We start from the raw sequence: 23039 nt of genomic DNA, 5'->3' as shown, positions 1-23039 counted from the left end.
CGCGGCGACCGCTGACCCTGCGACCGCCGCCGAGCGACTCGCCGCCGCGAAGGCCGACCTGGCCGCCTGCCAGACCGCCATCACCGCGGTCCTCGCCGGCCAGAAGACCGTCGACACGGCCCAGCAGGACGTGCTGACCCTCGTGACCGCGCTGAACTCCGCCGTCACCGGCCTCACCGACGCCGTCACGGCGGCGAATGCCGCCACGACGACCGCGACGACCGGAAGCTCAACCGGGACCACGGGAGCCACCGGCACCGGCACGACAACGGGTGCGACCGGCACGACAACGGGTACAGCAGCAACCGCGGGCACCACGTCAGGGACAGCAACGGGCACCACGTCCACCGCCACCGGAACCACCGGGACGACCGGAACCATCTCCGGAGCCGGCACGGGCTCGACGGCGACGACGACGGTCGCCTCGGCCGAGACGATCGTCGCCGACCGGGCCGACATCGCCGCGGCAGGGGCTCAGCTCGCCATCGCCCAGAAGCAGGCCACCCTCGCCACCCTCACGGCCCCGTACGCCGGAACCGTCGCCGCGGTGGCGATCCTTGCCGGCGACACCGTCTCGGCGGCGTCGACCACCGCCGTCATCACGATCCTCGGCAATGACGGCTACGTCATCGACTCGACCGTGTCCCTCGCGAGCGTCGCGAGCCTCGAGGTCGGCCAGACCGCGAAGATCGAACTCGCCACGACGGGAACGGAACTGACCGGGGTCGTCAGCTCCATCGGCATCCTGAACGTCTCGACGTCGTCGACGCCGAAATATGCGGTCACCCTCGCCGTCGACGCGACGGACGCCACAATCCTGACGGGGGCCTCCGCCCAGGTCACGGTCGCGATCGAGAGCACGGATGCCGTGCTCACCGTGCCGACCTCTGCCGTGCACCGCGACGGCTCGGCATACACCGTCGACGTGCTCGTCGCCGGTACCTCCACCTCGACGACGGTCACGGTCGGCGCGGTCGGCACCGAGTTCACCGAGATCGACTCCGGCCTCGTGGCCGGCGACGTCGTGATCCTCGCCGACCTGGACGACGCGATCCCGGGGACCGCGGCCGACACGAGCTCGAGCCTCACCAGCCTCGGCGGTTCGAGCAGTGGAAGCAGCACCGATTTCCAGGGCGGCCCGCCATCCGGCGACTTCAGCGGCTTCAGCGGTGGCACCCCGCCCCAGGGCTGAGCCCACGTTCCGAATTCAGGAGATGGCCTCGGATTCCGGCCAGAACCGGTCAGAAAACCGGTTCAGCCGGGCGCAACTCCTGAATTCGGAACGGGGGCGGCGGTGGATTCGACGCGGGGCGCGAACGGGTGAGGTTCAGCCCTGGGCCGGGCGGGCGGTGCTCGACCGCACCATCAGCTCGAACGGGATGGCGGTGTCGAGTCCGACCGGGTCGTGCTTTCCCGGCTGCAGCTCGTCGAGCAGGATCTCGACGGCCTTGTCTCCCTGCCACTGCGGGAACTGGGCGATCGTGGTCAGCCCGAAGAAGTCGGCGAGGTCGTGGTCGTCCGTCCCGACCACGGAGACGTCCCGCGGCACGACCAGTCCGAGGTCGCGCGCGGCGAGGATGCTGCCGATCGCCATTTCGTCCGACGCGGCGAAGATCGCGGTGGGACGCTCGTGCGGGTTGCCGAGCAACTGCTTCGCGGCCTGGTACCCGCCGCGGACCGTGAAGTCTGCCGCCTGGAACAGGGCGGGCGTCGGCGTGATGCCCGCGCCGGTCAGCGCGAGCTCGTAGCCGAGCCGCCGGTTCGTCGGCAGGTGGAAGTCGAGGTCGAGCTCGAGGTTGCCTCCGATATGCGCGATCCGGGTGTGCCCGAGCGCGAGCAGGTGCTCGGTCGCGAGACGGGCGACGGCGACATCGTCGATCGTGAGGGTACGCACCCCGGGGATCGGACCGCCGATGCCGACGAGCGGCTTCTTGAGCGCGTGCAACCGGGCCACCTCATCCGGGCTCAGCTCGAGGGAGACCGCGATGACGGCATCCACTCTCTGGCGCAGCAGGAAGTGCTCGAAGACGCTGCGGCGTTCGTCGTAGTCCCCGGCGAGGCTGTAGAGGGTGAGGTCGAAACCGCCGCGGAGCAGCGCCTTCTGCGCGCCCTCGACGACATTGGAGAAGAACCAGCGGTCGAGGAACGGCACGACGACGCCGATGTTCTTCATCCGACCGGATGCGAGGCTTGAGGCGTTCGAGGACACGACGTAGCCGAGTTCCCCCGCAACGGTCTCGACCCGGAGCCGGGTGGCCGGGGAGACATGCCCGTTGCCGCTCAGGGCGCGGGACACCGTCGCTGTGGACACGCCCGCCTGGCGGGCGACGTCGTCGATGCCGACCATGCGGCTCCTCACAAGTCAGGGGGAAATGGCCCTTCAGCGATCATATCGAGCGGGCGCATCCGCCAGCCGTCAGCGACGGTTCCGGACGCAATTTCGCACGGGGGCAATTCCCTTGTATTCTGTCTGAGCGTCTCCGGTCAGGTGGTTTCACATGGTCGGGTGCGCAATGGCAAGTTACCCAAGTGGCCAAAGGGATCTGACTGTAAATCAGCCGTCGTAGACTTCGGGGGTTCGAATCCCTCACTTGCCACCACCCAATGCCCCCGGAAACCCCGTGTTTCCGGGGGTTTTTGCGTCTCCTTCCCGGCTCTCCCCTGCGTCATCTACCGTGGAACCATGACTGCTCCCGCCCGGACCGAACTGCTCCGCCTCGCCAAGGACACCGCGCTCGTCGCGGGGGAGCTGGCCGCGCGGCGACGCGCGGAGGGTGTCGAGGTGGCCGCGTCCAAGTCCTCGCCGGAGGACATCGTCACCTTCGCAGACCGGGAGACCGAGAACCTGATCCGCGCGCTGCTCGCCGAGGCGCGGCCGAATGACGGCTTCTTCGGCGAGGAATCCGCGGCGACCCCCGGCACCTCCGGCCTGACCTGGGTCGTCGACCCGATCGACGGCACGGTCAACTTCCTCTACGGGATCCCCGCCTGGGGCGTCAGCGTCGCCGTCGTCGAGGGCGACGACCCGGCCACCTGGACGACCGTGGCCGGCGCCGTCTTCAACCCGGCGCTCGGCGAACTCTTCACGGCCTCGGCGGGCGGCGGCTCACACCTCAACGGCAGCAGGCTCCAGGTCAAGACCGGCGTTCCCCTCAACCTCGCACTGGTCGGAACCGGGTTCTCCTACCGGGCGGCCATGCGGCTGCGGCAGGCGAACGTCGTACACGGCCTCATCGGCCGGGTACGGGACATCCGCCGGATCGGTTCGGCCGCGCTCGACCTCTGTTCGGTTGCCGCGGGGCGCCTCGACCTCTACTACGAGCGCGGGCTCAACCCGTGGGACCAGGCCGCTGGCGCGCTCGTCGCCCGCGAGGCCGGCGCGCGCGTCGGAGCCTTCGGCGAGGACCGGGAGGGAATCGACCTCCTGATCGCAGGGGCACCCGACCTGTACGCCGACTTCGAGCCGATACTGGCCCCACTCTTCAGCGAATTCATGAGTTCTCAGGAACGGTGACGCGTCGGCCGCCGGATGCCCGCCGATGCCGGGGTGACAGCGGAAATCCGGCCGAAACAGCGCCCCCAATAGTGACGGCAAAATACCCCGTTTTGGGGTGTCATTACGTGCACAGGAATGGAATATTCGGGCCTCGCGGGTTAGCCTGTAGTGATTCGTTACTTTGGCCAGGCCAAGACGACCACTCTCTCGCCACTGTCAGCCCCGCCGAAAGAATCCACCCGACTTTGTCTTCTCACTCCTCCACACCGCGTGAACGCGCGCGTGCCGCGAGTGACTCTGGAAGCCCGGCAGTGACCGATTCTTCCGCTCCGGCGCAGCCCGTCCAGCAGGCTGTCCCCGTGCATCCGGCCGCACTGACCCGCCGGGAACTGCGCGAGCAGGAACGCCTCGCCGCGACACCCCTGGCCGCTGCACACCGCGCCGCAGCAGCCGACGCACTCGCCGTTCCCGCCGTTCCCGCCGTTCCCGCCGTTCCGAACGCCGTGCGGCCGATCGAACTCAGCGCCGACGCTGCGCAGGTCCTCGCCGATGAACTCGCCGAACCCGAACTCGCCGCCGTGACGGTCAACGACACCGACCGCCTGATTGCTGCCCCGGCCGCCGCAGACGCACCCGTGACCGACCTCGACCAGCTCCTGACGGATGCCGGGACGCCGACCACCTCGATCCCCCTGCCGACCAGGTCCCAGGTTCGCGCCGCGAAGTCCGGCCACGGTGCCGCCGGGGCGATCCGGGCCCTGGACGACGGCGGCCAGCCGGTCCGCCCGTCTCGGACCGGGTCGCGGACCGCCTCTCGGGCACTCCGCAGCGGCACGATGAAGCAGTCGACCCAGCGACCCGCCGTCCAGGCGCCGTCCCAGCGGCCGGCACCGAAGCTGCGCCGCCTCGCCACGACGGGCGTCACGGTCGTCGCCATGGCCTTCGTCGCCCTGATGGCCGTGTCGACATCGCTTCCCGCCGAGGCGCTGCTCTCCTCGGCCGACGTGCAGGCCGCCGCCCGGCTCTCCACGCAGACCTCACCGGCCGAGCCGGCCCAGACGCTCAGCATGGACGGCGGCACGGACACGATTTCCGTCACGCGTGACGGCTTCGAATCGAAGTCGATCGCCGAGGTCGCAGCGGCGAGCGGCATCCGCATGGAAGCGACCTTCACCAACAACCCGAACGGCACGATCCAGTGGCCCTTCGCGGTCGGCGTGCACATCGGCGACCGGTTCGGTTATCGCAACTGCGCCGGTTGTTCCGCTGACCACCAGGGCCAGGACTTCAACCCCGGCATCGGCGCCCCGATCCAGTCCATCGCCGACGGCGTCGTGAGCTTCACCGAAGACGGCGAAGGCAGCCTCGGCGTGCATATGATCATCGACCACGTCATCGACGGCAAGGTCGTCTCGAGCGTCTACGCGCACATGATCCACGGCTCCATGCTCTTCAAGACCGGCGACGTCGTCAAGGTCGGCCAGGTCATCGGCAAGGTCGGTAACACGGGAATGTCCACCGGCCCGCACCTGCACTTCGAGATCCGCCTCGGCGGCAAGGACGGCGTCCACGTCGACCCGCTCGTCTGGCTCCGCGCCAACACGAACTAGAGCCCCCCGCGCGCCCGGTGGCGCCAGCCGGTGGCGCTAGTCGGTGGCGTCGCTCGTGCGGCCGCGATCGATGGCTTCGAGCAGGCTCGTCGGCAGCGCGAACGGGGTGAGTCCGGCGATGCTCAGTAGGTCGTCCCCTGCCCGCACCGTGGGTTCGAGGGCGACGACCTGGTTGTGCAGGCGTTCCATCTGGATGTCCAGGCGATTGGCGACATCCGCTGCCTCTTTGAGCTCGGCGACGAGGTTCGCCGGCACGACGCCGCGGTACTTGTAGAAGATCTTGTGCTCGAGGCTCGCCCAGAAATCCATCGCGACGGTGCGGATCTGGATCTCGACGGTGACCGGCTCGACCCGGTCGGACATGAACACCGGGATCGCCACGATCAGATGCAGGCTCTTGTAGCCGTTCGACTTGGGGGCGGCGACGTAGTCCTTGACCTCGAGGACGGTGACGTCTTCCTGGCTGGTCAGCATGTCGAGCACCCGGTAGGTGTCGGAGATGAAGCTGCAGGTGACCCGGATGCCCGCAATGTCCTGGATCTGCCGGCGGATGTCCTCGAGGTCGAGCGGGCAGCCCTTGCGGAGAGCCTTGTTCAGGATCCCCTCCGGCGACTTGATCCGGGAGCTGACATGCTCGATCGGGCTGTAGTCGTGGATGGACGCGAACTCTTCCTTGAGGATGTTGATCTTCGTCATCATCTCGTCGGTCGCGAACTTGTAGGACATCATGAAGCGGGTGAGCTCGGTCTTGATCTCATGGTGGCGCGCCTTCTCGGCGTCGCTCTCGGCCTGCATCTCAGCGTGTGTTTCCGCGTGTGTCTCGACGTAGGCTCCTGCACGGGACACTGCGCGAGCCCCAGACCGGGTTCCTGGCCCTGAACCGGACTCGACGACGAGGTCGGTATCCGTGCTCTCCTGCGCGACCAGGTCGGTATCCGTGCTCTGCTGGATGCCGGCGACGCTGTCGGTCTGTGGGGCGGTCACGGTGTGCTCCTTCTACGGGCTCCCAATCGGCGCCGCTCCCTCAATCCTCCCACTTCGGGCTGAACGGCAGCCGCTGAGGGAGGGTGGAGCTAGGCGCGCAGCCAGGCCGTGGTGTCGCCGGGCAGGGTGCGTCCCGTGAGCGGTTCGCTCGCGAGCAGCACCTCGCCGGCGGGCAGCGTGACGGATGCCGCCCCCGTGTTCGCGACAACGGTCACGCTGCCGTTCGTGAACGCCACGACCGCGTCACCGAGCCCGTCCAGCCCGTTCAGCCAGGACACCGAACCGAGCCCGAGGCCGTGCTCCTTGCGGAGCCTGAGGGCGAGCTTGTAGAGCTCGAGGGTCGACGTTGGCACGCCTTCCTGCACGTCGCGGGCGAGTTCGCCCCAGATGGCCGGCTGCGGCAACCAGCTGGCCGCGGTCGGGCCGAAACCGTAGGACGGCGCAGAGCCGACCCAGGGCAGCGGCACGCGGCATCCGTCCCTGCCGTAGCGTTCACCGTTGGTGCGGAACCAGGTCGGGTCCTCGCGAGCGGTGTCCGGCAGGTCGACGACCTCGGGCAGGCCGAGCTCCTCGCCCTGGTACAGGTAGCTCGAGCCGGGCAGGGCGAGCATGAGGGCGGATGCCGCCCGCGCGCGACGCAGGCCGACGACGGTATCGGGAAGGCCGACCGTCTTCGGGCCGATGCCGTGACCCTGCAGGTTGTCGCCCGTCAGCGCGAGGCGCGAAGCGTGCCGGACCACGTCGTGGTTGGAGAGCACCCAGGTGCTCGGCGCCCCGACCGCGCTGAACGCGGCGAGGGAATCGTCGATGACGCGGCGGAGGGCTGGGCCGCCCCAGAGAGTCTCGAGGTAGGCGAAGTTGAAGGCCTGGTGCATCTCGTCTGGGCGCACCCACTCGGCGACGTGGCTGAGCGGGTCGACCCAGGCCTCGGCGGCCAGGATCCGGTCGCCGGGGTACTCGTCGAGCACGAGCCGCCAGTCGCGGTAGATCTCGTGCACTCCGGGCTGCGCCCAGTACGGGGCGGTCGCGGCGGACTCGGCGACGACGCCGGGCTCGAGCGCGGTGGCTCCGCCCATGCTGCCGCCGTCCGCGGGGGGAGTGTAGTCAGGGAGGCCTGCGGCCTTGATCATGCCGTGTGCGACGTCGACCCGGAAGCCGTCGGCGCCGCGGTCGAGCCAGAAGCGCAGCACGTCGCGGAACTGTGCGCGCACCCAGGGGCTCTGCCAGTCGAAGTCCGGCTGGCTCGAGTCGAAGAGGTGCAGGTACCACTGGCCAGGAGTGCCGTCGGCCTCCATGACGCGGGTCCACGCGAGACCGCCGAAGACGGATTCCCAGTTGTTCGGCGGCAGCTGGCCGTTGACGCCCTTGCCGTCGCGGAAGATGTAGTGCCCGCGCTCCTCGCTGCCTGGGCCGGCCGCGAGGGCGGCCTGGAACCAGGGGTGATCGCTCGAGGAGTGGTTGGGCACGAGGTCGACGATGACCCGGATGCCGAGATCGTGCGCCGTCGCCTGCAGGGTGGCGAAATCGTCGAGGGTGCCGAAGAGTGGATCGACGTCGCAGTAGTCGGCCACGTCGTAGCCTGCGTCGCGCTGGGGCGACGTATAGAACGGTGAAAGCCAGATCGCGTCGATCCCGAGATCGCGCAGGGCCGGGAGTCGGCTGGTAATACCGGCGAGGTCGCCCATACCGTCGCCGTTCGAGTCAGCAAACGAGCGCGGGTAGATCTGGTAGATAACGGCGGTACGCCACCATTCGGAGCCTGTCATGACGAAAACTTTACTGCATGGAATCCCTCATGAAAGCGTTTGCAGAAATCTATGCTTAAACGATTCCGACAAACTTTCAAATACCATCGTGCTTTGAATTGCCAATCAACAGCCGATCGACTAAACATGTAAACGCTTGCACTTTTATTTGTTCGTTCTATGAGAGGCACACCAATGATGGTGAAGAAGAAAGCCCTGCTTGCCGCCGGCGCCGTACTGGCCGCCGCAACACTGGCCCTGACCGGCTGTTCAGGCGGAGGGGCCGCCTCGACAGCGAGCTCCACGGCCGCCGCCGGCTCCGGAAGCCTGACCGTCTGGGTCGACGCCGACCGCGCACCCGTGCTCAAGGATGCCGCCGCAGCGTTCACCCAGGAGACCGGTGTCGAGGTGAAGCTGGTCCAGAAGGACTTCACCAAGATCCAGGACGAGTTCATCGCCCAGGTTCCCACCGACAAGGGCCCGGACATCACGATCGCCGCCCACGACTGGCTCGGCAACTTCGTCGCCAACGGCGTCGTGCAGCCGGTCGAACTCGGCGACACCGCCGCCAACTACCAGAAGGTCGCGGTCACGGCGATGAGCGTCGAGGGCAAGACCTACGGCGTCCCGTACTCCATCGAGAACATCGCGCTGCTCCGCAACACCGCGCTCGCCCCGGCCGCCCCCGCCAGCTATGACGACATGGTCGCAGCGGGCAAGGCCGCCGGCACCGAGTTCCCGTACCTCGTGCAGCTCGGCCCGGACGCCGACCCGTACCACCTGTACCCGTTCCAGACCTCCTTCGGCGCCCCGGTCTTCGGCACCAACGCCGACGGCAGCTACAACGCGAACGACCTGTCCATCGGCAACGCCGGTGGCGAGGGCTTCGCGACCTGGCTCGGCGCCCAGGGCGCTGCAGGCAACCTGAGCCTCAACGTCACGAGCGACATCGCCAAGGAGAAGTTCCTCGCCGGGGCCTCGCCGTTCCTGATCACCGGCCCGTGGAACGTCCCCGACGCCCAGAAGGCCGGCATCACCGTCGCCGTCGACCCGATCCCCTCGGCCGGCGGCCAGACCGCACAGCCGTTCGTCGGCGTGCAGGGCTTCGTCGTGAGCGCCAAGAGCAAGAACGCCCTCGCCGCGAACGAGTTCCTGGTCAACTACATCGGCAGCGAAAAGGTCCAGACCGCCCTCTACAAGGTCGGCGGGCGGGCTCCGGCCAACACCGCGGCCTTCGAGGCAGCCAGCTCCGACCCGATCACCGCCGGCTTCGGCAAGGTTGCGGCCACGGCCGTCCCGATGCCGAGCATCCCGCAGATGGGCAAGGTCTGGCAGTTCTGGGGTGTCACCGAAGCGGCGATCATCTCCCAGAAGGGTGACCCGGTCGCCCTGTGGCAGAAGATGACCGCCGACATCCAGACCGCCATCAAGTAACGAAGCGCCACAGCGCCACAGCGCCACAAGCACCACAGCACGACGGATGCCCGTCCCCGTCCCCCGAGGACGGGCATCCGCTCACCAGCACAACCTGCACCCGAGAAAGCGGACGACGATGACCACACCACGCACCGAGCAGGACGCGGCGCAGCTCCGGCAGACGAAACGCTCCCGGCGGGCCGCCCGGGTCGCCGAGGCCGCCTCCGCCGGGGTCAAGGTGCTCCTCGTCAAAATCGTGCTTCTGGGCATCGTCGACGCGATCAGCGTCTACGCCCTCTTCGTGCTCGTGATGAAGCAGGACTGGGTCGTCGTCGGCCTCGTCGCCTTCGTCACCCTGGTCGTCAACTGGATCTACTTCAGCCACCAGAAGCTCCCGGCCAAGTACCTCGCGCCCGGGCTGATCTTCCTGCTCATCTTCCAGATCTTCGTGATCGGCTACTCCGGCTACATCGCCTTCACCAACTACGGCACCGGTCACAACAGCACCAAGGCCGACGCGGTCAACGCGCTCATCGTCTCCTCGCAGGAGCGGGTTCCCGACTCCGCGAGCTACGGCCTCACCGTGCTCGAACAGTCCGGCGAGTTCAGCTTCCTCGTCACCGACCCCGACGGCACCATCAGCGTCGGTTCGGCGACGAGCCCCCTCCGGGTCGTCACCGACGCGACGACGGATGCCACGGGCAAGGCCACCGGCCTCGCCGGCTACACGTCGCTGCGCTTCGCCGACATCGTCGCCCAGCAGCAGGCGATCGCCGCGCTCTCCGTCCCCGTCTCGGACGACCCGAACGACGGGTCCCTCCGCACCCCCGACGGGTCGAGCGCTTACCTCTACGTCTCCGACCTGGTCTACTCCGCCGCCGACGGCACCATGACGAACAGCAGCACCGGCGTCGTCTACGCCGACAACGGCAAGACCGGCTCCTTCGTGGCGCCGAGCGGCGAGGAACTGCTCCCCGGCTGGAAGGTCGAGGTGGGCTTCGCGAACTTCGTGCACGCCTTCGGCTCCGAGTCCATCCGCGGGCCGCTGATCAGCGTCACCCTCTGGACCTTCGCCTTCGCCTTGCTCTCGGTGCTGACCACGTTCGGGCTCGGGCTCTTCCTCGCGATCGTCTTCAACGACCTGCGGATGCGCGGACGGAACGTCTACCGGGTGGTGATGATCCTGCCGTACGCCTTCCCAGCCTTCCTCTCCGCCCTCGTCTGGGCGGGCATGCTCAACCCGCAATTCGGCTTCGTGAACCAGGTGCTCTTCGGCGGGGCGGACATCCCCTGGCTGACCAACGAATGGCTCGCGAAGTTCAGCATCATCTTCGTCAACCTCTGGCTCGGCTTCCCGTACATGTTCCTGGTCTGCACCGGGGCTCTGCAGTCGATCCCGACCGAGATCCAGGAGGCCGCGACCGTGGACGGGGCGAGGCCCTGGCAGGTGTTCCGGCTGATCAAGCTCCCGCTGCTGCTCGTCTCGGTCGCGCCGCTGCTGATCTCCTCGTTCGCGTTCAACTTCAACAACTTCAACCTGATCTACATGCTCACCGGCGGCGGTCCCCGAGACGTCACGGCCGGCGTGAACGTCGGGGCCACCGACATCCTGATCTCGATGGTCTACAAGGTGGCCTTCGTCGGCGCGAGCCGGGACTACGGGCTCGCGAGCGCGTTCTCGATCATCATCTTCCTGCTGGTCGCGCTCGTGTCGATCGTCAGCTTCAAACAGACCAAGGCGCTAGAGGAGTTGAACTGAGATGCGAATCGCAGCCCCCGAAACCAGTGACCTGTACATCCCGACCAAACGACCGTTCCACTTCGGCCGGTGGTTCTCCCGCACCGGCTGGCGGCACCTCGTCGGCGCCGTCATGGTCGTGTTCTCCGCATTCCCGCTGCTCTACGTGCTCTCCGCGTCGCTGCACCCGGGTGGCACCCTGATCACGGCGAACGGCCTCTTCAACGAGGTCGACCTCGGCAGCTACTCGACCCTGTTCAACCTGCCGCAGCAGCCATACGCCGCCTGGTACGGCAATACGCTCCTGATCGGAACGATCACCTCGGTGTGCACCGTCTTCCTCGGAGCGCTCGCCGCATATTCCTTCTCCCGCATGCGCTTCCGCGGGCGTCGGGCGGGGCTCCTGATGCTCGTCCTCGTGCAGATGTTCCCACAGCTCCTCGCCGTCGTCGCGATCTTCCTGCTGCTCAGCGGCATCTCGGACATCTTCCCCGCGATCGGCCTCGACACCCAGATCGGGCTGATCATGGTCTACCTCGGCGGCGCCCTCGGCGTGAACACCTACCTGATGTACGGCTTCTTCAACACGATCCCCGCCTCGATCGACGAGGCGGCCAAGATCGACGGCGCCGGCCATGCCCGGATCTTCTTCACGATCATCCTGCGGCTCGTCGCCCCGATCCTCGCGGTCGTCGGCCTGCTCTCCTTCGTCGGCACGACGAATGAGTTCGTGATCGCGAGCATCGTGCTCATCACGCCGGAGAAGCAGACGCTCGCCGTCGGCCTCTACCAGTTCGTCTCCCAGGAGTTCTCGAGCAACTACTCGGTGTTCGCCGCCGGAGCCGTGCTCGCGGCGCTGCCGGTGATGGCCCTGTTCCTGTTCCTGCAGAAGTACATCGTCGGCGGGCTGACCGCCGGGTCCGTCAAGTAATCGGCACGATGCGCCCGCAGCCCTCTGCAGAGCCCCATCACGACGGGTCACCGCTCTACGTCTCCACCCAGACTCCCGCGCTCGGGGAGAGGGTGCGGGTGCGGGTGCGCGTTCCCCGGCAGTTCGGCTGTGTCAGTGCCGTCTACGCGCGGTCCAACCCCGACAGGGAGCCTCGATTCAATGCGGCGCACCTGCTCGGCACGGTCGACGGCACGCAGTGGGTCGACGGCGCCCAGTGGTGGGAGGCCGAGGTGCTCGTGGAGAACCCGGTGCACGGTTACCGGTTCCTCCTCACGCGGGTCGACGGCAGCCACGCCTGGCTGAACGCGAGCGGCGTGCATTCCATCGAGACGCTCGACTCGGAGGACTTCAAGCTCGTCACGTTTGCTCCGCCGCCCGAGTGGGCGCGGTCGACCGTGATGTACCAGGTCTTCCCCGACCGGTTCGGCCGGTCCGCGAGGGCCGACGGGCGGGAGGCACCCGCGTGGGGCATCCCGGCGGGCTGGAGCGACGGCGTCGACAGGGAACAGCCCGGTCGTTCGCACCAGTTCTACGGCGGTGACCTCGACGGCGTGGTCGACCACCTCGACCACCTCGCCCGGCTCGGCATCACCCTGATCTACCTGACCCCGGTGTTCCCCGGTGCCTCCAACCACCGCTACGACGCCTCGAGCTTCAGCGAGGTCGATCCCCTGCTCGGCGGCGACGATGCCCTGGTCCGGCTCGTCAGTGCCGCGCACGCGAACGGCCTCCGGGTGATCGGCGACCTCACGTCCAACCACTCGGGCGATCGCCACGACTGGTTCCGGGCCGCGCACCGCGCCCCGGCGGCCCCCGAGGGTGCCTTCTACTATTGGCTCGACGAGGAGCACGACGGCTACGCCTCCTGGCTCGGCGCGCGCAGCCTGCCCAAGTTCAACTGGGCCTCGGCAGAGCTCCGGCGGCGGTTCATCGAGGGCCCCGACTCCGTCGTCGCGCACTGGCTCGAGCCGCCGTACAGCCTCGACGGCTGGCGCATCGACGTCGCCAACATGACCGGGCGGATGCTCGGCGACGACCTCAACGCCGAGGTGCGCCAGACCATCCGCCGCACCATGATCGAGGTCAACCCCGACACGATCCTGCTCGGTGAAAGCACCAATGACGCCGCGAGCGACTTCCAGGGCGACGCCTGGCACGGCGCGATGACCTACGCGAACTTCACCCGGCCGGTCTGGGGCTGGCTCTCGAAGCCGAACAGTCCCTCCTCGTTCTTCGGCCTGCCCTATGGCACGATCCCGCAGTACACCGGGGTGCAGTTCGTCGAGGCGCATCGCCGCTTCACCGCCGGGTTCCCCTGGCGCACGCGGCTCGCCACGATGAACGCCCTCGACACGCACGACACACCTCGCTTCCGCACTCACGCCCTGGACGGAGCCGTGCCGGTGGCGTTCGGGCTGTCGGTCACGTTGCCCGGTATCCCGGTCGTCTTCGCCGGGGATGAGTTCGGCCTCACCGGCGACGACGGCGAGCACTCGCGCACGCCGATGCCCTGGGCGAGCGCGGGGGAGCCGGCGGTCGCGGAGACGATCGACCTCTACGCCGCCCTGATCCACCTGCGTACCGGCCACCCGGCCCTCAACGGAGGCTCGATGCGCTGGCTGCACGTCGACGACGACGTGCTCGTCTTCGTGCGCGAAACGGGCGATGAGTCCGTGCTCGTGCTGGCGGCACGGGCGCCCGGTGCGGTGTCCCTGCCGGCCGGAACGCTGGCGGGAGCGGATGCCGCGATGCGGCTTCTTGGCGACGCCGAGCTCGTAGGCGCGACCGACGGCATCCGCCTCACAGCGCCCGGCCCGTCGTTCACGGCCTGGGCGCTTCCCGGGGTGCTCGTGCCCGTTGGGTGAAACGGTCACGGGGAGGGCGGCGGAGATGATAATGTTTACCGGTTGCCGAAATTCAGGGCGCAACTTCTGAAGAGAAGTTCTGCCCCCTTAGCTCATTGGTAGAGCACTTCCTTGGTAAGGAAGAGGTAGTGGGTCCGATTCCCACAGGGGGCTCAGGCTTGGGCGGTCGTGAGGCCGGCAGGTCGTGGCGGGGTAGCTCAGTTGGTTAGAGCACACGGCTCATAATCGTGGTGTCGCGGGTTCAATTCCCGCTCCCGCTACACATAGCCCCGGACTTCAGCGAAGTCCGGGGCTTCTTCGTGCCATCCAGAGGCTCAACCCCGCACAAACCCCGCACTTTGGATTGTGCTGTCGATCACCACGACTATCGGCGCCCCTTCCCTCGGGCCGCGAACTCATCGTCTATTTCGATGTTCTGGTTTATTCCGCACGGCGCACATCGTGACGTTGCCCGAGCATCCAGCCGGCACCGAAGGCGAGCACGACCAGCCCGACGATGAACACCACCGTCCCGATCTGATTCTGTGGCGAGAACAGCCCGCCCGGCGGGAGGAATGTCGAATCGCTGAGCGGCGCATACGCGTACCAGCCGAAGCTCGCTTGATTGCTCGGCAGAAGAAGAAGCACAAGTCCGATGACGGCCGCCACGGCGCCGAGGACGACCATCGATACGCTCACCCGACGCGAGCGGTTTGACTCGGAAACGTTGCCTTGCCCAGCCTCGATCTCGCCCATGTGGCCATGCTAGGGGACCGATCCCGGACGCGACGCCTCAACCGCGCCGCCGCGACTACCCCGCGAAGTCGCCGAGCGCGAGGCGCTTCACGACCTCGGTGAGCACTCGGGCGCCCGCGACGAGGTCGGTGTCGTGGGTGAATTCCTTCTCGTTGTGGGACACCCCGTCCACGCTCGGAACGAAGATGAGGATGACGGGGACCGTTTCCTTCAGATTCGTGGCGTCGTGCCCGGCGAGGGTGAGCACCCGCATGCTGTCGAGGCCGAGTTGCTCGGCGGCCGTCTCGGTGATGGCCAGCCCGGTCTCGAGAAAAGGTCCGCTCTCCCAGATGCTCGAGGCGAGGACCTCGATGCGCACGCCGGTTTCCGACTCGATGGCGCGCATCCGCTGTTGCAGAATTTCAAAGGCGCTGGCGAGGATGCTGGATTCCCGGGCGCGCAGGTCGGCGAGCAGCCGAACCTCGCGTGCAATGGTCACGGGGGAGTTGGGCCCGACCGTGAACTCGCCGACGGATGCGTGCAGCACCTCGTCGTCGAACTCGCGGACCAGCTCGTTGATCGCGACGACGAGCTTGGAGGCACCGAGAAGGGCATCGCGGCGGTCCCGCATCAGGGTTGAGCCGGTGTGGGACTGCTCACCGAGTACGACGATCTCGTATTTGTACGCGCACCAGGTGCTTGCGACGACTCCGATCGGTACCCCGGCGTCTTCGAGCGTGCGGCCCTGTTCCACGTGGATCTCGGCGTAGCCGGCCACATCGGGTCCGACGAAGCCGCCGCGGCCGCCGATCGCGTCGAGTGCCTCCCGCACGCTCGTGCCTCTCGAGTCGGTCGTCGCCAGGGCGACCTCGAGGTCGAGTCGGCCGGTGAAGACCGCGCTGCCCATCATGCTCGGCTTGAACCGTGAGCCCTCTTCGTTGAACCAGTCGACCACGGCGATGTTGTACCGGGCCGTGATTCCCGATGCCGCGAGATCGCGGTGTGCGCGGTGCGCGGCGTGCCCGGCGGCGAGCACGCCATATGCGCCGTCGTACCGCCCGGCGAGGGGCTGGCTGTCCAGGTGCGAGCCGAACAGCACGTACGGCGCGCCGGGCACCAGCTCGAGCAGGCCGAAGATGTTGCCGATCGTATCGACCTCCACCCGGAAGCCGCGGTCGGCCAGCCAGGCAGAGAACCAGGACCGCGTCTGGCCGTCGGCGGCGCTCGCCGCCTGACGGTCGACGCCGCCGCCGCTGGTAGCGCCGAATTCGGACATGGTGTGGAAATCGGCCAGGAGTGCTGCGGCATCCGCCTCGGTGTTCGCGTCGACAATTGTGTTCGTGGTCATCGTCTAGCTCCAGTCTCTTTGCAGTTCCATGGTCGAGCAGTGCACGCTGCCGCCGTTCTTGAGCATCTCGCGGTAGGCGACGGGCAGGACCTCGACGTCGTGCCGGTCGCTGAGGATCTCGGCCGTCCGCGGGAAGTGGTCGGGCATGATCACCTTGCGGCGATCGAGGGCGAGCATGTTGCACGCCCATTCCTCGCGGGGATCGACCTCGATGGTTTCGATGCCGAGGTCCCACAGCTGTGCCATGTAGTCGTAGGGCGCCAGCCGCGGGTTGACGAGGGCGAGGTCGTCGTCGAGCATGACGGCGCACATGTCCAGGTGGATGAGGTATCCGGGCAGCGTGACCCGCTTCAGGGTGATGCCGAATTCCTCGAGGATCCTCGCCAGCTGCCGGTACCCTTCCGGGTTGCAGCGCACCGAGGTGCCGAAGAACGCCGTGTCCGGCCGCACCTTCTGGAAACTGCCGCCTTCGGCGAGGCCGGAGCCGGTGACCGTGCCGAGGATGGGCATCCCCGCAGCGGCGACCGTTGCGGTGATCGACTGTTCCTCCCCCCGGCGCATCCGCGGGGCGAGGCGCCCGATGATCGCTCCGCCTGGGATCGTGATCAACGGGTCGCGGGTGTACACAGACTTCGTGAACGTGGCGGGAAGCTCGGGGGCGAACACCACCTCGACGTCATTGCGGGTGAGGGTGGTCACGAAGTCGTCGTACTGCGCGTTGAGGAGGTCGAGGTCCGGGGTGTCGCGCCCGGTCCAGTACCAGCGCAGTTCCGGGTCGACGAGGGCGCCGAGTTCCTCGTTGTAGGTGTTCGCCCGCACATTCGCGAGGCCCTGGCTCGGCCGTCGCATCAGCACGGAGCGCAGCCGGCCGACCTCGTCTGCGGCACCCCAGCGCCGTCCCCAGGTCGCTTCGAGTTCCCCGGTGTCGCCGAACGCGGGGAGGGCCTCCGGTCCGAGGAGCCGGTGGAACTTTCCGTCGGATATCTCGAGGGTGGAATCGATCTCGTGCATGAATGCTTCTTTCGGTGACTGGGTGTGGACGCGTGTCGATATGGTCATGGGCGGATGTCGTGTCCGGCTCCTACGGGAACCTCACGACCTCGCGGAGAGGTGCTCGTGCACGGCCAGCCATGCGCCGCCCCGGTTTTCCAGAACGATCGACTCGCGCTCGGCCAGGGTCTCCACGGTGTCGTCGAAGCTGACGGTGCTGGCGACGTCGTGGCTGAACACGGCGACCTTGCCGAAGACCTGGATCCGACGCTCGCTCGAGACGCAGGAGAGTACCCGGAAGCCGTTCTGCTGTTCCCACTCGTCCCACAGCTGTTCGTAGGCGGCCCGGGATTCGAGCCGCGCGGGCGCCGAATGGAAGAGGAACGTCGCCTCAGGGGCGAACCGGGAGAAGTACGCGTCCCGCCGATGGTTTCCGAAGTCGGAGATCAGCGCGTCTGCGGCGGCGAGGGCGTCGGCGGCCGGGGTGCCGGGGTCGGCCACGTCGTCGCTCATGAGGCGCGCCGTGCGGCGGCCCTGGCGTGCACGCGGGCCGCGCTCGAGGCGTGGTCGGTCACGACGTCCTGGAGCGGCGCATTCGAGGAGGGAACGAGCCGCGGGCCTTCCTCGCCGAACACGTAGCGGGGTTCGGGGAAGATCCAGAGGGCGCCGAGGTAGAGCACGGCTCCCGCGACGACGGCCGTCACGAGGCTGAGGTCCATGCCGCCGCCCAGGGCGCTGAACGGGCCGACGATGACGGGCGGGTAGTTCGCGAAGAGGAGTCCGATCACGGCGGCGCCGATCCAGGCGACCATGCCGCGCCAGTTGACGCCGGAGTTGAACCAGTAGATGCCACCGGTCTCGCCCTTGTTGAAGACCTGCAGGTTGCGGGCATCGAAGTGTCCGCGACGCACGATGAAGCCGATCGCCATGATGACCATCCAGGGTGTCGTGGTCACGATGATGGCCCCGATGAACGCGTTGACGGCACCGAGCAGGTCGAAGAACAGACGCCCGGTGAGGATGAACAGGAAAGCGATGACACCGATTCCGATGGTGGCCTGCACCCGGCTGAAGCGAGGCACGACCGAGGAGAAGTCGAGGCCGGTGCCGTAGAGCGAGGTGGTGCCCGTCGACAGCCCGCCGATGAAGGCGACAACCATCAGGAGCACTGCGTACCAGATCGGGGAGGCCTGGATGAGGGCGAAGACGTAGTCTGCCTGGCCCGCGACGATCGTGGCGGTGGCGACGCCGAACAGGAACGGGATGAGGGTGAGGGCCTGGCCGAGGAAGGTGGCGAGGAGGAGCTTGCTCGTCGGCGTCGATTTCGGGATGTAGCGAGACCAGTCGCCGAGGAACGCGCCGAAGGAGATCGGGTTCGCCATCACGATGAGCGCGGACGCGACGAAGGTGGGCCAGAAGCCGCCGAGGGCGAGGGCATCGGGTCCGGGGTTGTATCCGGCGTCGAAGGTGCCGGAGAACGCGACGAACGCGAGCAGGATCAGGGCGGTGTTTGCGATCACGGCGGTCTTGTTGACGAGGAGCATGAACTGGAAGCCGAACACGACGACGACGATGACGATCACGCCGATGACGCCGTAGACGAGGGTGCGGAGTCCGACGGAGTCCTCGATGCCGGCCAGGCGGTTGAGCGCGCCGACGAGGGCATCACCGCTCACCCAGACCGAGATCGAGTAGAAGGCGATCGCGGTGAGGAGGGACAGGAAGGAGCCGACGACGCGGCCGCGAACGCCGAAGAACGCGCCGGACGAGACGGCATTGTTCGTGCCGGTGCGCGGGCCGAAAAGGCCCATCGGCATGAGGAAGACGGTGCCGACGAGCACCCCGGCGACGGTGGCGAGCACGGCCTGCCAGAACGAGAGGCCGAGCACGATCGGGAAGGTGCCGAGCAGAACGGTCGCGAAGGTGTTGGCGCCGCCGAACTGGATGCGGAGGAGGTCGACCCACGTCGATGTGCGGTCAGGGTGGGGAATGGTGTCGATCCCGTGGGTTTCGACCTCGGTGATCTTGGGTCGGGCATTGAGCACGGCGGTGCCGGAATCGCCGGCGCCAGTGTTGCTGCTGGTCATGGTGAACGCCTTGTCTTTCGTAGCGGGTGGGGTCTCCGACTGCGCAGAAGAAGTTGAGATGACATTACGTTCACTGGGAGGAAATTGATAGATATGCAAGAATTATTTACCATGACGAAACAATCGATTGTCGATCTCTCCGTCCCCGTCGGTGCGGGCACGCAGGTCTACCCGGGGGATCCGGTGCTCGAATTCTCCGTGCACAGCACCATCGAACGAGACGGCTTCAATCTGCTCAACGTGTCCATGGGGTCCCAGACCGGCACCCACGTGGACGCCCCCTTCCACTTCAGCGAGACCGGCCTGAAGATCGACGAGATCCCGCTCGAGCGCTTCGTCGGACGCGGCGTCATCGTCGACGCCCGGGCCGCAGGGCCCCGCGGTCGCATCGGCTGGGAGTTCATCGAGCCGGTCGCCGACCAGGTGCGACCGGGCTCGATCATCCTCCTGCACACCGGCTGGAGCGAGTACTACGGCACCGACCGGTATTTCGAGAACCCTTTTCTCGATGCGGATGCCTGCCGTCGCCTGATCGGGCTCGGCGTGCGAACGTTCGCGATCGACGCGATCAACATCGATGAAACCCCCGATGAGACCCATCCTGGTGAGGGATTCCCTGTGCATCACCTCATCGCAGACGTCGACGGCGTGATCGGGGAGAATCTGACGAATATCGCGGCAATCGACTTCACTGCGCCGGTGATCTCGCTTCTTCCGATAGCTTTTGAAGCGGCAGATGGTGCTCCGGTGCGAGCGGTAGCGATTCGGCTCGAACCGTAGGGACGTTGAAATGGCACGTCAGATTCCGATTGGAGCGCGGCTCCGCGCAGCCCGGCAGGCCAAGAACCTGACCCTGGAGGCGGTCTCCAGCGCGGCGGGAGTCACCTCGGGGTTTCTGAGCCGCATGGAACGCGACCAGGTGTCGCCCTCGGTTTCCTCCCTCGTCGCGATCTGCGATGTCGTCGGTCTCCGGGTGGGAGAACTCTTCGAGGCGCCGGCCACCCAGATCGTCCGTGCCGGTGAGGGGGCGCCGATCAACTTCGGGGGCCAGGGCGCAGAGGAGTTCCTGCTGACGCCGGGGGTGCAGACCCATATGCAGGTGATCCACTCCCGCATCCAGCCGGGGGGTTCGGCGGGCCCGGACCTCTACGAACTGGACAGCGAGGCGGAGTTCGTGCTCGTCCTGGCCGGTTCGCTCGAGCTGGTCATCGGCGAAGACGTCTTCCTCCTGGCCACGGGTGACGCGATGACATTCCGCGGCAGGGATCCGCATCGCTGGCGAAACCCCTCCCCGGCGGACGCCTGCGAAGTCATCTGGATGCTCGCCCCGGCGCCGTAAACGCACATCGCCGGCTCGCGCCCGCAGGCTTGCCCCGGCACCGCGCCTCAGCAGGGCAGGGGTTGCCTCAGTGCGCCGAGCCGGCTGCCGTGGCCGCAGGCACCTCGACGAGCCGGCCGGTCGTCACGTCGTAGATGTAGCCGTAGACCGGGATTCCCGCGGGAACGAGCGGATGCGCCTTGATGCGTTCGACGTCCTCCAGAACGCTCGACGCCTGGTCGGAGATCGTCAGCCAGTCGACGTACTTCGCCTCCGCCGAACCCGGGCCGGTGCCGACGTCGTAGAAGCCGGCCTCGCCGAGGGCAGCCGTCTCCAGGCTGTTGGCGAGCAGTCCACGGATGACTTCGTCGGTGAAGAATTCCATCCCGCAGTTGGTGTGGTGGATGACGAACCATTCCTTGGTGCCCAGGAGCTTGTAGGAGATGACGAGCGAGCGGATGGCGTCGTCGGAGGCACGCCCGCCGGCGTTGCGGATCACGTGCGCGTCGCCTTCGCTCAGACCCGCGTACTTGGCCGGATCGAGGCGCGCGTCCATGCAGGTGAGGATCGCGAAGCCCCTGGCCGGCGGCAGGGCGAGCTCTGACTTGTCGCCGAATGCTTCGGCGTATGCGCTGTTTGCGGACAGGACTTCTTCGAGAACGGTCATGGATGCGTCCTTCACGATGGGGGTAAGCCGCCTCTGCTGGCGGACTTTGTGAAAGCGTAGTCAGCGATGCCGGAGCGGAAAGCCTTTGTTGCGCATTGTTCCGGGGAAGTCGTCCACTTCGTTGTCGGGCGGTAGCTGACGTGAATATCGCAAGAACTCGCGCCTTGATCCTGGTCGCAGCTCACATATAAGTTCTCCGGCCATTTCAGCTGACCGGGAAGCTCGGAAGGCGTCGTCGGTTTGATTCCCGCTCCCGCCACACTGACCCGGACTCCGTCGGAAGTCCGGGTCATTCTTTGCCTGAGAGGGGGTCAGTAGGACCCGGCAGCTCCGGTCGGGATGGCGCCGGCGAGCAGCGCCGCGCTGCCGGAGACGCCGAGGCGGCTCGCGCCCGCTTCGATCATGGCGAGGGCGTCGTCGAAGCTGCGGACTCCGCCCGACGCCTTCACCTGGGCCCGGTCGCCCACTGTCTGCTTCATCAGGCGCACCGCATGCACAGTGGCCCCGCCGGCGGTGTGGAAGCCGGTGGAGGTCTTGACGAAGTCGGCGCCCGCGGCCACGGACGCTTCGCACACGGCGACGATCTCGGCATCGGTCAGCGCCGCGGATTCGATGATGACCTTGAGCACCTTCGGTGCTGGGACGCTGGCACGCACGGCGGCGATATCGGCCTGCACGTCGGCGAAGCGGCCGGCCTTGGCCGCGCCGATGTCGATGACCATATCGATCTCGTCGGCGCCTTGCGCGATGGAGAGGGCGGCCTCGGCGGCCTTGATGATGCTGTGGTGCTTGCCACTGGGGAAACCACAGACGACCGCGACCTTGAGGTCGGCCCCTTCCGGGATGGTGAGCGGCAGCATGGAGGGAGAGACGCAGACAGAGTAGGTGCCGAGTTCTATGGCCTCGGCAACGAGGGCGGTGACGTCGGCGGTGGTGGCCTCCGGCTTGAGCAGGGTGTGGTCAATACAGCGGGCGATGCTGATGGTGTCGACGAGGGAGGTTGTCATGGGTGGGTCCTTAGCTGGTGACGAGTTCGGGGGAGATGTGCAGCGCGGTCGATGCGCTGAATTCCTCGATCGAGACGACGCGACCGTCCAGGTCCAGTCGGCGAAACCAGGCATCACCCCGACCGGCTTCGATGGCGATGTGGGAGGTTCGGGAGATTCGGGAGCGGAGCGCTGTGCGCAGCACCGACCCTCTGAGCCTGTTATCTGCCCAGACATTCACTCTACGCTGGACGGCATGCGTTCAACCGGAGCCGTCGACACCGAGGTGGTTCTCCTCCGGCGAGGACGACGACTCGAATATGTCACCCTGGGCTGGAACGTCGTTGGGGTCGCCATCCTGGCCGTGCTCGGCGTGACCGCATCGTCTGTCGCCCTGGTCGGATTCGGACTCGACAGCCTCATCGAGATCGGTGCCAGTACAGTCGTGCTCTGGGAACTGTCCGGCACGGGGGAGACTCGTCAGCAGCGTGCGCTGCGGATGATCGGTGTCGCGTTCGTCGCGCTCGCCGCATACCTCTCCGTGCAATCGACCGTGGCCCTGGCGTCGAACCACCATGCGTCGCCGAGCGTCGCCGGAATCGTCTGGACGGGCATAACGGCCGCTGTCATGTTCGCACTGGCGTTCGGGAAGGCCCGGACCGGCCGCGCCCTCGGAAATCCCGTCCTCGTCACGGAAGGCCGAGTCACTCTGATCGACGGTGTGCTGGCCGTCGCCGTACTCGCGGGGTTGGTCCTCGACCTCGACCTCGTCCTCGGCTGGTGGTGGGCCGATCCACTCGCCGGCTATGTGATCGTCTACTACGCGGTCCGTGAAGCCATCCACATATTCCGGCCATGATCCCGTTCTTGTCGGTCGCCTGGTCGGTCCCCGCATCGGCTGCTGTGGCTTTTGGGCCGTAGCGATAGCTGCGGCGGCCGGACAATGTAGCAGTCCAGTGAGGGGGACCCGCCGGTTCTAGAACGGTGTCGGGTCGTCGGGGTCTTCGGGTGTGGGGTCGAGGTTCCAGACGTCCACGATCGGGGCTGGTGGTTTCGGTTCGGGTTTGGGTTTCCGGGGTGGTCTCATATCCGCGGAGGGTTCGACGATGTAGCTGTACCCGGC

21 protein-coding genes and 3 tRNA genes are annotated in these 23039 nt (G+C 67.3%); 13 read left to right on the top strand and 11 right to left on the bottom strand.

The annotated features are described in order from the left end of the window. Positions 1 to 1192 (top strand): HlyD family efflux transporter periplasmic adaptor subunit (locus QN357_RS08780; RefSeq protein WP_323504778.1); only part of this gene is annotated, 1192 nt, incomplete at its 5' end. A gap of 135 nt (positions 1193 to 1327) precedes the next feature. Here QN357_RS08780 and QN357_RS08775 read toward each other — a convergent pair. Further along, entirely contained in the window at positions 1328 to 2347 is a 1020-nt protein-coding gene (locus tag QN357_RS08775; protein WP_134558660.1) for a LacI family DNA-binding transcriptional regulator, read from the bottom strand. A gap of 168 nt (positions 2348 to 2515) precedes the next feature. Between QN357_RS08775 and QN357_RS08770 the strand changes: the two genes are divergently transcribed. The 3 genes from QN357_RS08770 (at position 2516) to QN357_RS08760 (ending at position 5106) form a co-directional block, all read left to right on the top strand. Continuing rightward, positions 2516 to 2600: transfer RNA gene (locus QN357_RS08770), tRNA-Tyr, on the top strand. Positions 2601 to 2683: 83 nt separating this feature from the next. Continuing rightward, the gene (locus QN357_RS08765; protein WP_323504777.1) at positions 2684 to 3514 is read left to right on the top strand and encodes an inositol monophosphatase family protein; all 831 of its coding nucleotides are present in this window, start codon (positions 2684 to 2686) and stop codon (positions 3512 to 3514) included. A gap of 293 nt (positions 3515 to 3807) precedes the next feature. Then, a complete protein-coding gene (locus tag QN357_RS08760) occupies positions 3808 to 5106 on the top strand; it encodes a peptidoglycan DD-metalloendopeptidase family protein (protein WP_323504776.1) in 1299 nt (432 codons plus the stop codon). Positions 5107 to 5142: 36 nt separating this feature from the next. Here QN357_RS08760 and QN357_RS08755 read toward each other — a convergent pair whose 3' ends face one another. Beyond that, a complete protein-coding gene (locus QN357_RS08755; RefSeq protein WP_241975298.1) occupies positions 5143 to 6090 on the bottom strand; it encodes a GTP pyrophosphokinase in 948 nt (315 codons plus the stop codon). A gap of 89 nt (positions 6091 to 6179) precedes the next feature. Beyond that, on the bottom strand, positions 6180 to 7856 hold the full coding sequence (locus QN357_RS08750) for a glycoside hydrolase family 13 protein (RefSeq protein WP_134448802.1): 1677 nt from the start codon (positions 7854 to 7856) through the stop codon (positions 6180 to 6182). Positions 7857 to 8030: 174 nt separating this feature from the next. Here QN357_RS08750 and QN357_RS08745 point away from each other — a divergent pair, with 174 nt between their 5' ends. From QN357_RS08745 to QN357_RS08720, 6 genes are all read left to right on the top strand, one after another. Further along, complete coding sequence (locus QN357_RS08745; RefSeq protein ID WP_134448826.1) at positions 8031 to 9269, top strand: sugar ABC transporter substrate-binding protein; 1239 nt, start codon at positions 8031 to 8033, stop codon at positions 9267 to 9269. 118 nt (positions 9270 to 9387) lie between these two features. Next, on the top strand, positions 9388 to 11010 hold the full coding sequence (locus tag QN357_RS08740; protein WP_134558664.1) for an ABC transporter permease subunit: 1623 nt from the start codon (positions 9388 to 9390) through the stop codon (positions 11008 to 11010). 1 nt (position 11011) lies between these two features. Next, positions 11012 to 11920, top strand: a complete 909-nt coding sequence (locus tag QN357_RS08735; RefSeq protein WP_323504775.1) for a sugar ABC transporter permease — start codon at positions 11012 to 11014, stop codon at positions 11918 to 11920. Positions 11921 to 11928: 8 nt separating this feature from the next. Then, entirely contained in the window at positions 11929 to 13806 is a 1878-nt protein-coding gene (locus QN357_RS08730; protein WP_323504774.1) for a glycoside hydrolase family 13 protein, read from the top strand. 81 nt (positions 13807 to 13887) lie between these two features. Then, positions 13888 to 13959 (top strand) — tRNA-Thr (locus QN357_RS08725). A gap of 33 nt (positions 13960 to 13992) precedes the next feature. Further along, positions 13993 to 14066 (top strand) — tRNA-Met (locus tag QN357_RS08720). 160 nt (positions 14067 to 14226) lie between these two features. On the opposite strand, the gene QN357_RS08715 is transcribed toward QN357_RS08720, so the two are convergent. The 5 genes from QN357_RS08715 to QN357_RS08695 form a co-directional block, all read right to left on the bottom strand. After that, entirely contained in the window at positions 14227 to 14541 is a 315-nt protein-coding gene (locus tag QN357_RS08715; RefSeq protein ID WP_134558666.1) for a hypothetical protein, read from the bottom strand. Positions 14542 to 14596: 55 nt separating this feature from the next. Continuing rightward, positions 14597 to 15868, bottom strand: a complete 1272-nt coding sequence (locus tag QN357_RS08710; RefSeq protein WP_323504773.1) for a M20 family metallo-hydrolase — start codon at positions 15866 to 15868, stop codon at positions 14597 to 14599. Between the two features lie 3 nt (positions 15869 to 15871). Continuing rightward, complete coding sequence (locus QN357_RS08705) at positions 15872 to 16879, bottom strand: dimethylarginine dimethylaminohydrolase family protein (protein ID WP_323504772.1); 1008 nt, start codon at positions 16877 to 16879, stop codon at positions 15872 to 15874. An 81-nt stretch (positions 16880 to 16960) separates the two neighbouring features. Then, on the bottom strand, positions 16961 to 17371 hold the full coding sequence (locus QN357_RS08700) for a nuclear transport factor 2 family protein (protein WP_134448809.1): 411 nt from the start codon (positions 17369 to 17371) through the stop codon (positions 16961 to 16963). Continuing rightward, positions 17368 to 18945: a purine-cytosine permease family protein gene (locus tag QN357_RS08695; RefSeq protein ID WP_134558669.1), complete on the bottom strand. Its 1578-nt coding sequence runs from the start codon at positions 18943 to 18945 to the stop codon at positions 17368 to 17370. The genes QN357_RS08700 and QN357_RS08695 overlap by 4 nt, the downstream gene beginning before the upstream one ends. Positions 18946 to 19056: 111 nt before the next feature. On the opposite strand from QN357_RS08695, the gene QN357_RS08690 reads away from it, so the two are divergent. Further along, a complete protein-coding gene (locus QN357_RS08690; protein WP_323504771.1) occupies positions 19057 to 19725 on the top strand; it encodes a cyclase family protein in 669 nt (222 codons plus the stop codon). A 10-nt stretch (positions 19726 to 19735) separates the two neighbouring features. Next, positions 19736 to 20284: an XRE family transcriptional regulator gene (locus tag QN357_RS08685; protein ID WP_323504770.1), complete on the top strand. Its 549-nt coding sequence runs from the start codon at positions 19736 to 19738 to the stop codon at positions 20282 to 20284. 67 nt (positions 20285 to 20351) lie between these two features. Here QN357_RS08685 and QN357_RS08680 read toward each other — a convergent pair whose 3' ends face one another. The 3 genes from QN357_RS08680 to QN357_RS08670 all read right to left on the bottom strand — a co-directional run bounded on the left by QN357_RS08680 (position 20352) and on the right by QN357_RS08670 (position 22121). Beyond that, positions 20352 to 20930 carry a carbonic anhydrase gene (locus QN357_RS08680; RefSeq protein WP_323504769.1) on the bottom strand — a complete coding sequence of 193 codons (579 nt, stop codon included), beginning with the start codon at positions 20928 to 20930 and terminating at the stop codon, positions 20352 to 20354. Between the two features lie 311 nt (positions 20931 to 21241). Next, positions 21242 to 21937: a deoxyribose-phosphate aldolase gene (gene deoC, locus QN357_RS08675; protein ID WP_323504768.1), complete on the bottom strand. Its 696-nt coding sequence runs from the start codon at positions 21935 to 21937 to the stop codon at positions 21242 to 21244. A 10-nt stretch (positions 21938 to 21947) separates the two neighbouring features. Then, on the bottom strand, positions 21948 to 22121 hold the full coding sequence (locus QN357_RS08670) for a hypothetical protein (RefSeq protein ID WP_166787281.1): 174 nt from the start codon (positions 22119 to 22121) through the stop codon (positions 21948 to 21950). A gap of 51 nt (positions 22122 to 22172) precedes the next feature. Here QN357_RS08670 and QN357_RS08665 point away from each other — a divergent pair, with 51 nt between their 5' ends. Then, a complete protein-coding gene (locus QN357_RS08665; RefSeq protein WP_323504767.1) occupies positions 22173 to 22775 on the top strand; it encodes a cation transporter in 603 nt (200 codons plus the stop codon). Positions 22776 to 23039 lie beyond the last annotated feature (264 nt).

This window comes from Cryobacterium sp. RTC2.1, assembly GCF_035018685.1.
In the GTDB taxonomy this organism is placed as follows: Bacteria; Actinomycetota; Actinomycetes; order Actinomycetales; family Microbacteriaceae; genus Cryobacterium; species Cryobacterium glucosi.
This window is presented reverse-complemented; position numbering and strand designations above follow the sequence as displayed.

Bases quoted from the DNA above. Each gene is read 5' to 3' on its own strand.
- QN357_RS08740 (WP_134558664.1), top strand. From the start codon at position 9,388: ATGACCACACCACGCACCGAGCAGGACGCGGCGCAGCTCCGGCAGACG.
- QN357_RS08730 (WP_323504774.1), top strand. From the start codon at position 11,929: ATGCGCCCGCAGCCCTCTGCAGAGCCCCATCACGACGGGTCACCGCTC.
- QN357_RS08735 (WP_323504775.1), top strand. From the start codon at position 11,012: ATGCGAATCGCAGCCCCCGAAACCAGTGACCTGTACATCCCGACCAAA.
- QN357_RS08700 (WP_134448809.1), bottom strand. From the start codon at position 17,371: ATGAGCGACGACGTGGCCGACCCCGGCACCCCGGCCGCCGACGCCCTC.
- deoC (WP_323504768.1), bottom strand. From the start codon at position 21,937: ATGACAACCTCCCTCGTCGACACCATCAGCATCGCCCGCTGTATTGAC.
- QN357_RS08705 (WP_323504772.1), bottom strand. From the start codon at position 16,879: ATGCACGAGATCGATTCCACCCTCGAGATATCCGACGGAAAGTTCCAC.
- QN357_RS08745 (WP_134448826.1), top strand. From the start codon at position 8,031: ATGATGGTGAAGAAGAAAGCCCTGCTTGCCGCCGGCGCCGTACTGGCC.
- QN357_RS08715 (WP_134558666.1), bottom strand. From the start codon at position 14,541: ATGGGCGAGATCGAGGCTGGGCAAGGCAACGTTTCCGAGTCAAACCGC.
- QN357_RS08685 (WP_323504770.1), top strand. From the start codon at position 19,736: ATGGCACGTCAGATTCCGATTGGAGCGCGGCTCCGCGCAGCCCGGCAG.
- QN357_RS08775 (WP_134558660.1), bottom strand. From the start codon at position 2,347: ATGGTCGGCATCGACGACGTCGCCCGCCAGGCGGGCGTGTCCACAGCG.
- QN357_RS08695 (WP_134558669.1), bottom strand. From the start codon at position 18,945: ATGACCAGCAGCAACACTGGCGCCGGCGATTCCGGCACCGCCGTGCTC.
- QN357_RS08690 (WP_323504771.1), top strand. From the start codon at position 19,057: ATGACGAAACAATCGATTGTCGATCTCTCCGTCCCCGTCGGTGCGGGC.
- QN357_RS08750 (WP_134448802.1), bottom strand. From the start codon at position 7,856: ATGACAGGCTCCGAATGGTGGCGTACCGCCGTTATCTACCAGATCTAC.
- QN357_RS08710 (WP_323504773.1), bottom strand. From the start codon at position 15,868: ATGACCACGAACACAATTGTCGACGCGAACACCGAGGCGGATGCCGCA.
- QN357_RS08765 (WP_323504777.1), top strand. From the start codon at position 2,684: ATGACTGCTCCCGCCCGGACCGAACTGCTCCGCCTCGCCAAGGACACC.
- QN357_RS08665 (WP_323504767.1), top strand. From the start codon at position 22,173: ATGCGTTCAACCGGAGCCGTCGACACCGAGGTGGTTCTCCTCCGGCGA.
- QN357_RS08680 (WP_323504769.1), bottom strand. From the start codon at position 20,930: ATGACCGTTCTCGAAGAAGTCCTGTCCGCAAACAGCGCATACGCCGAA.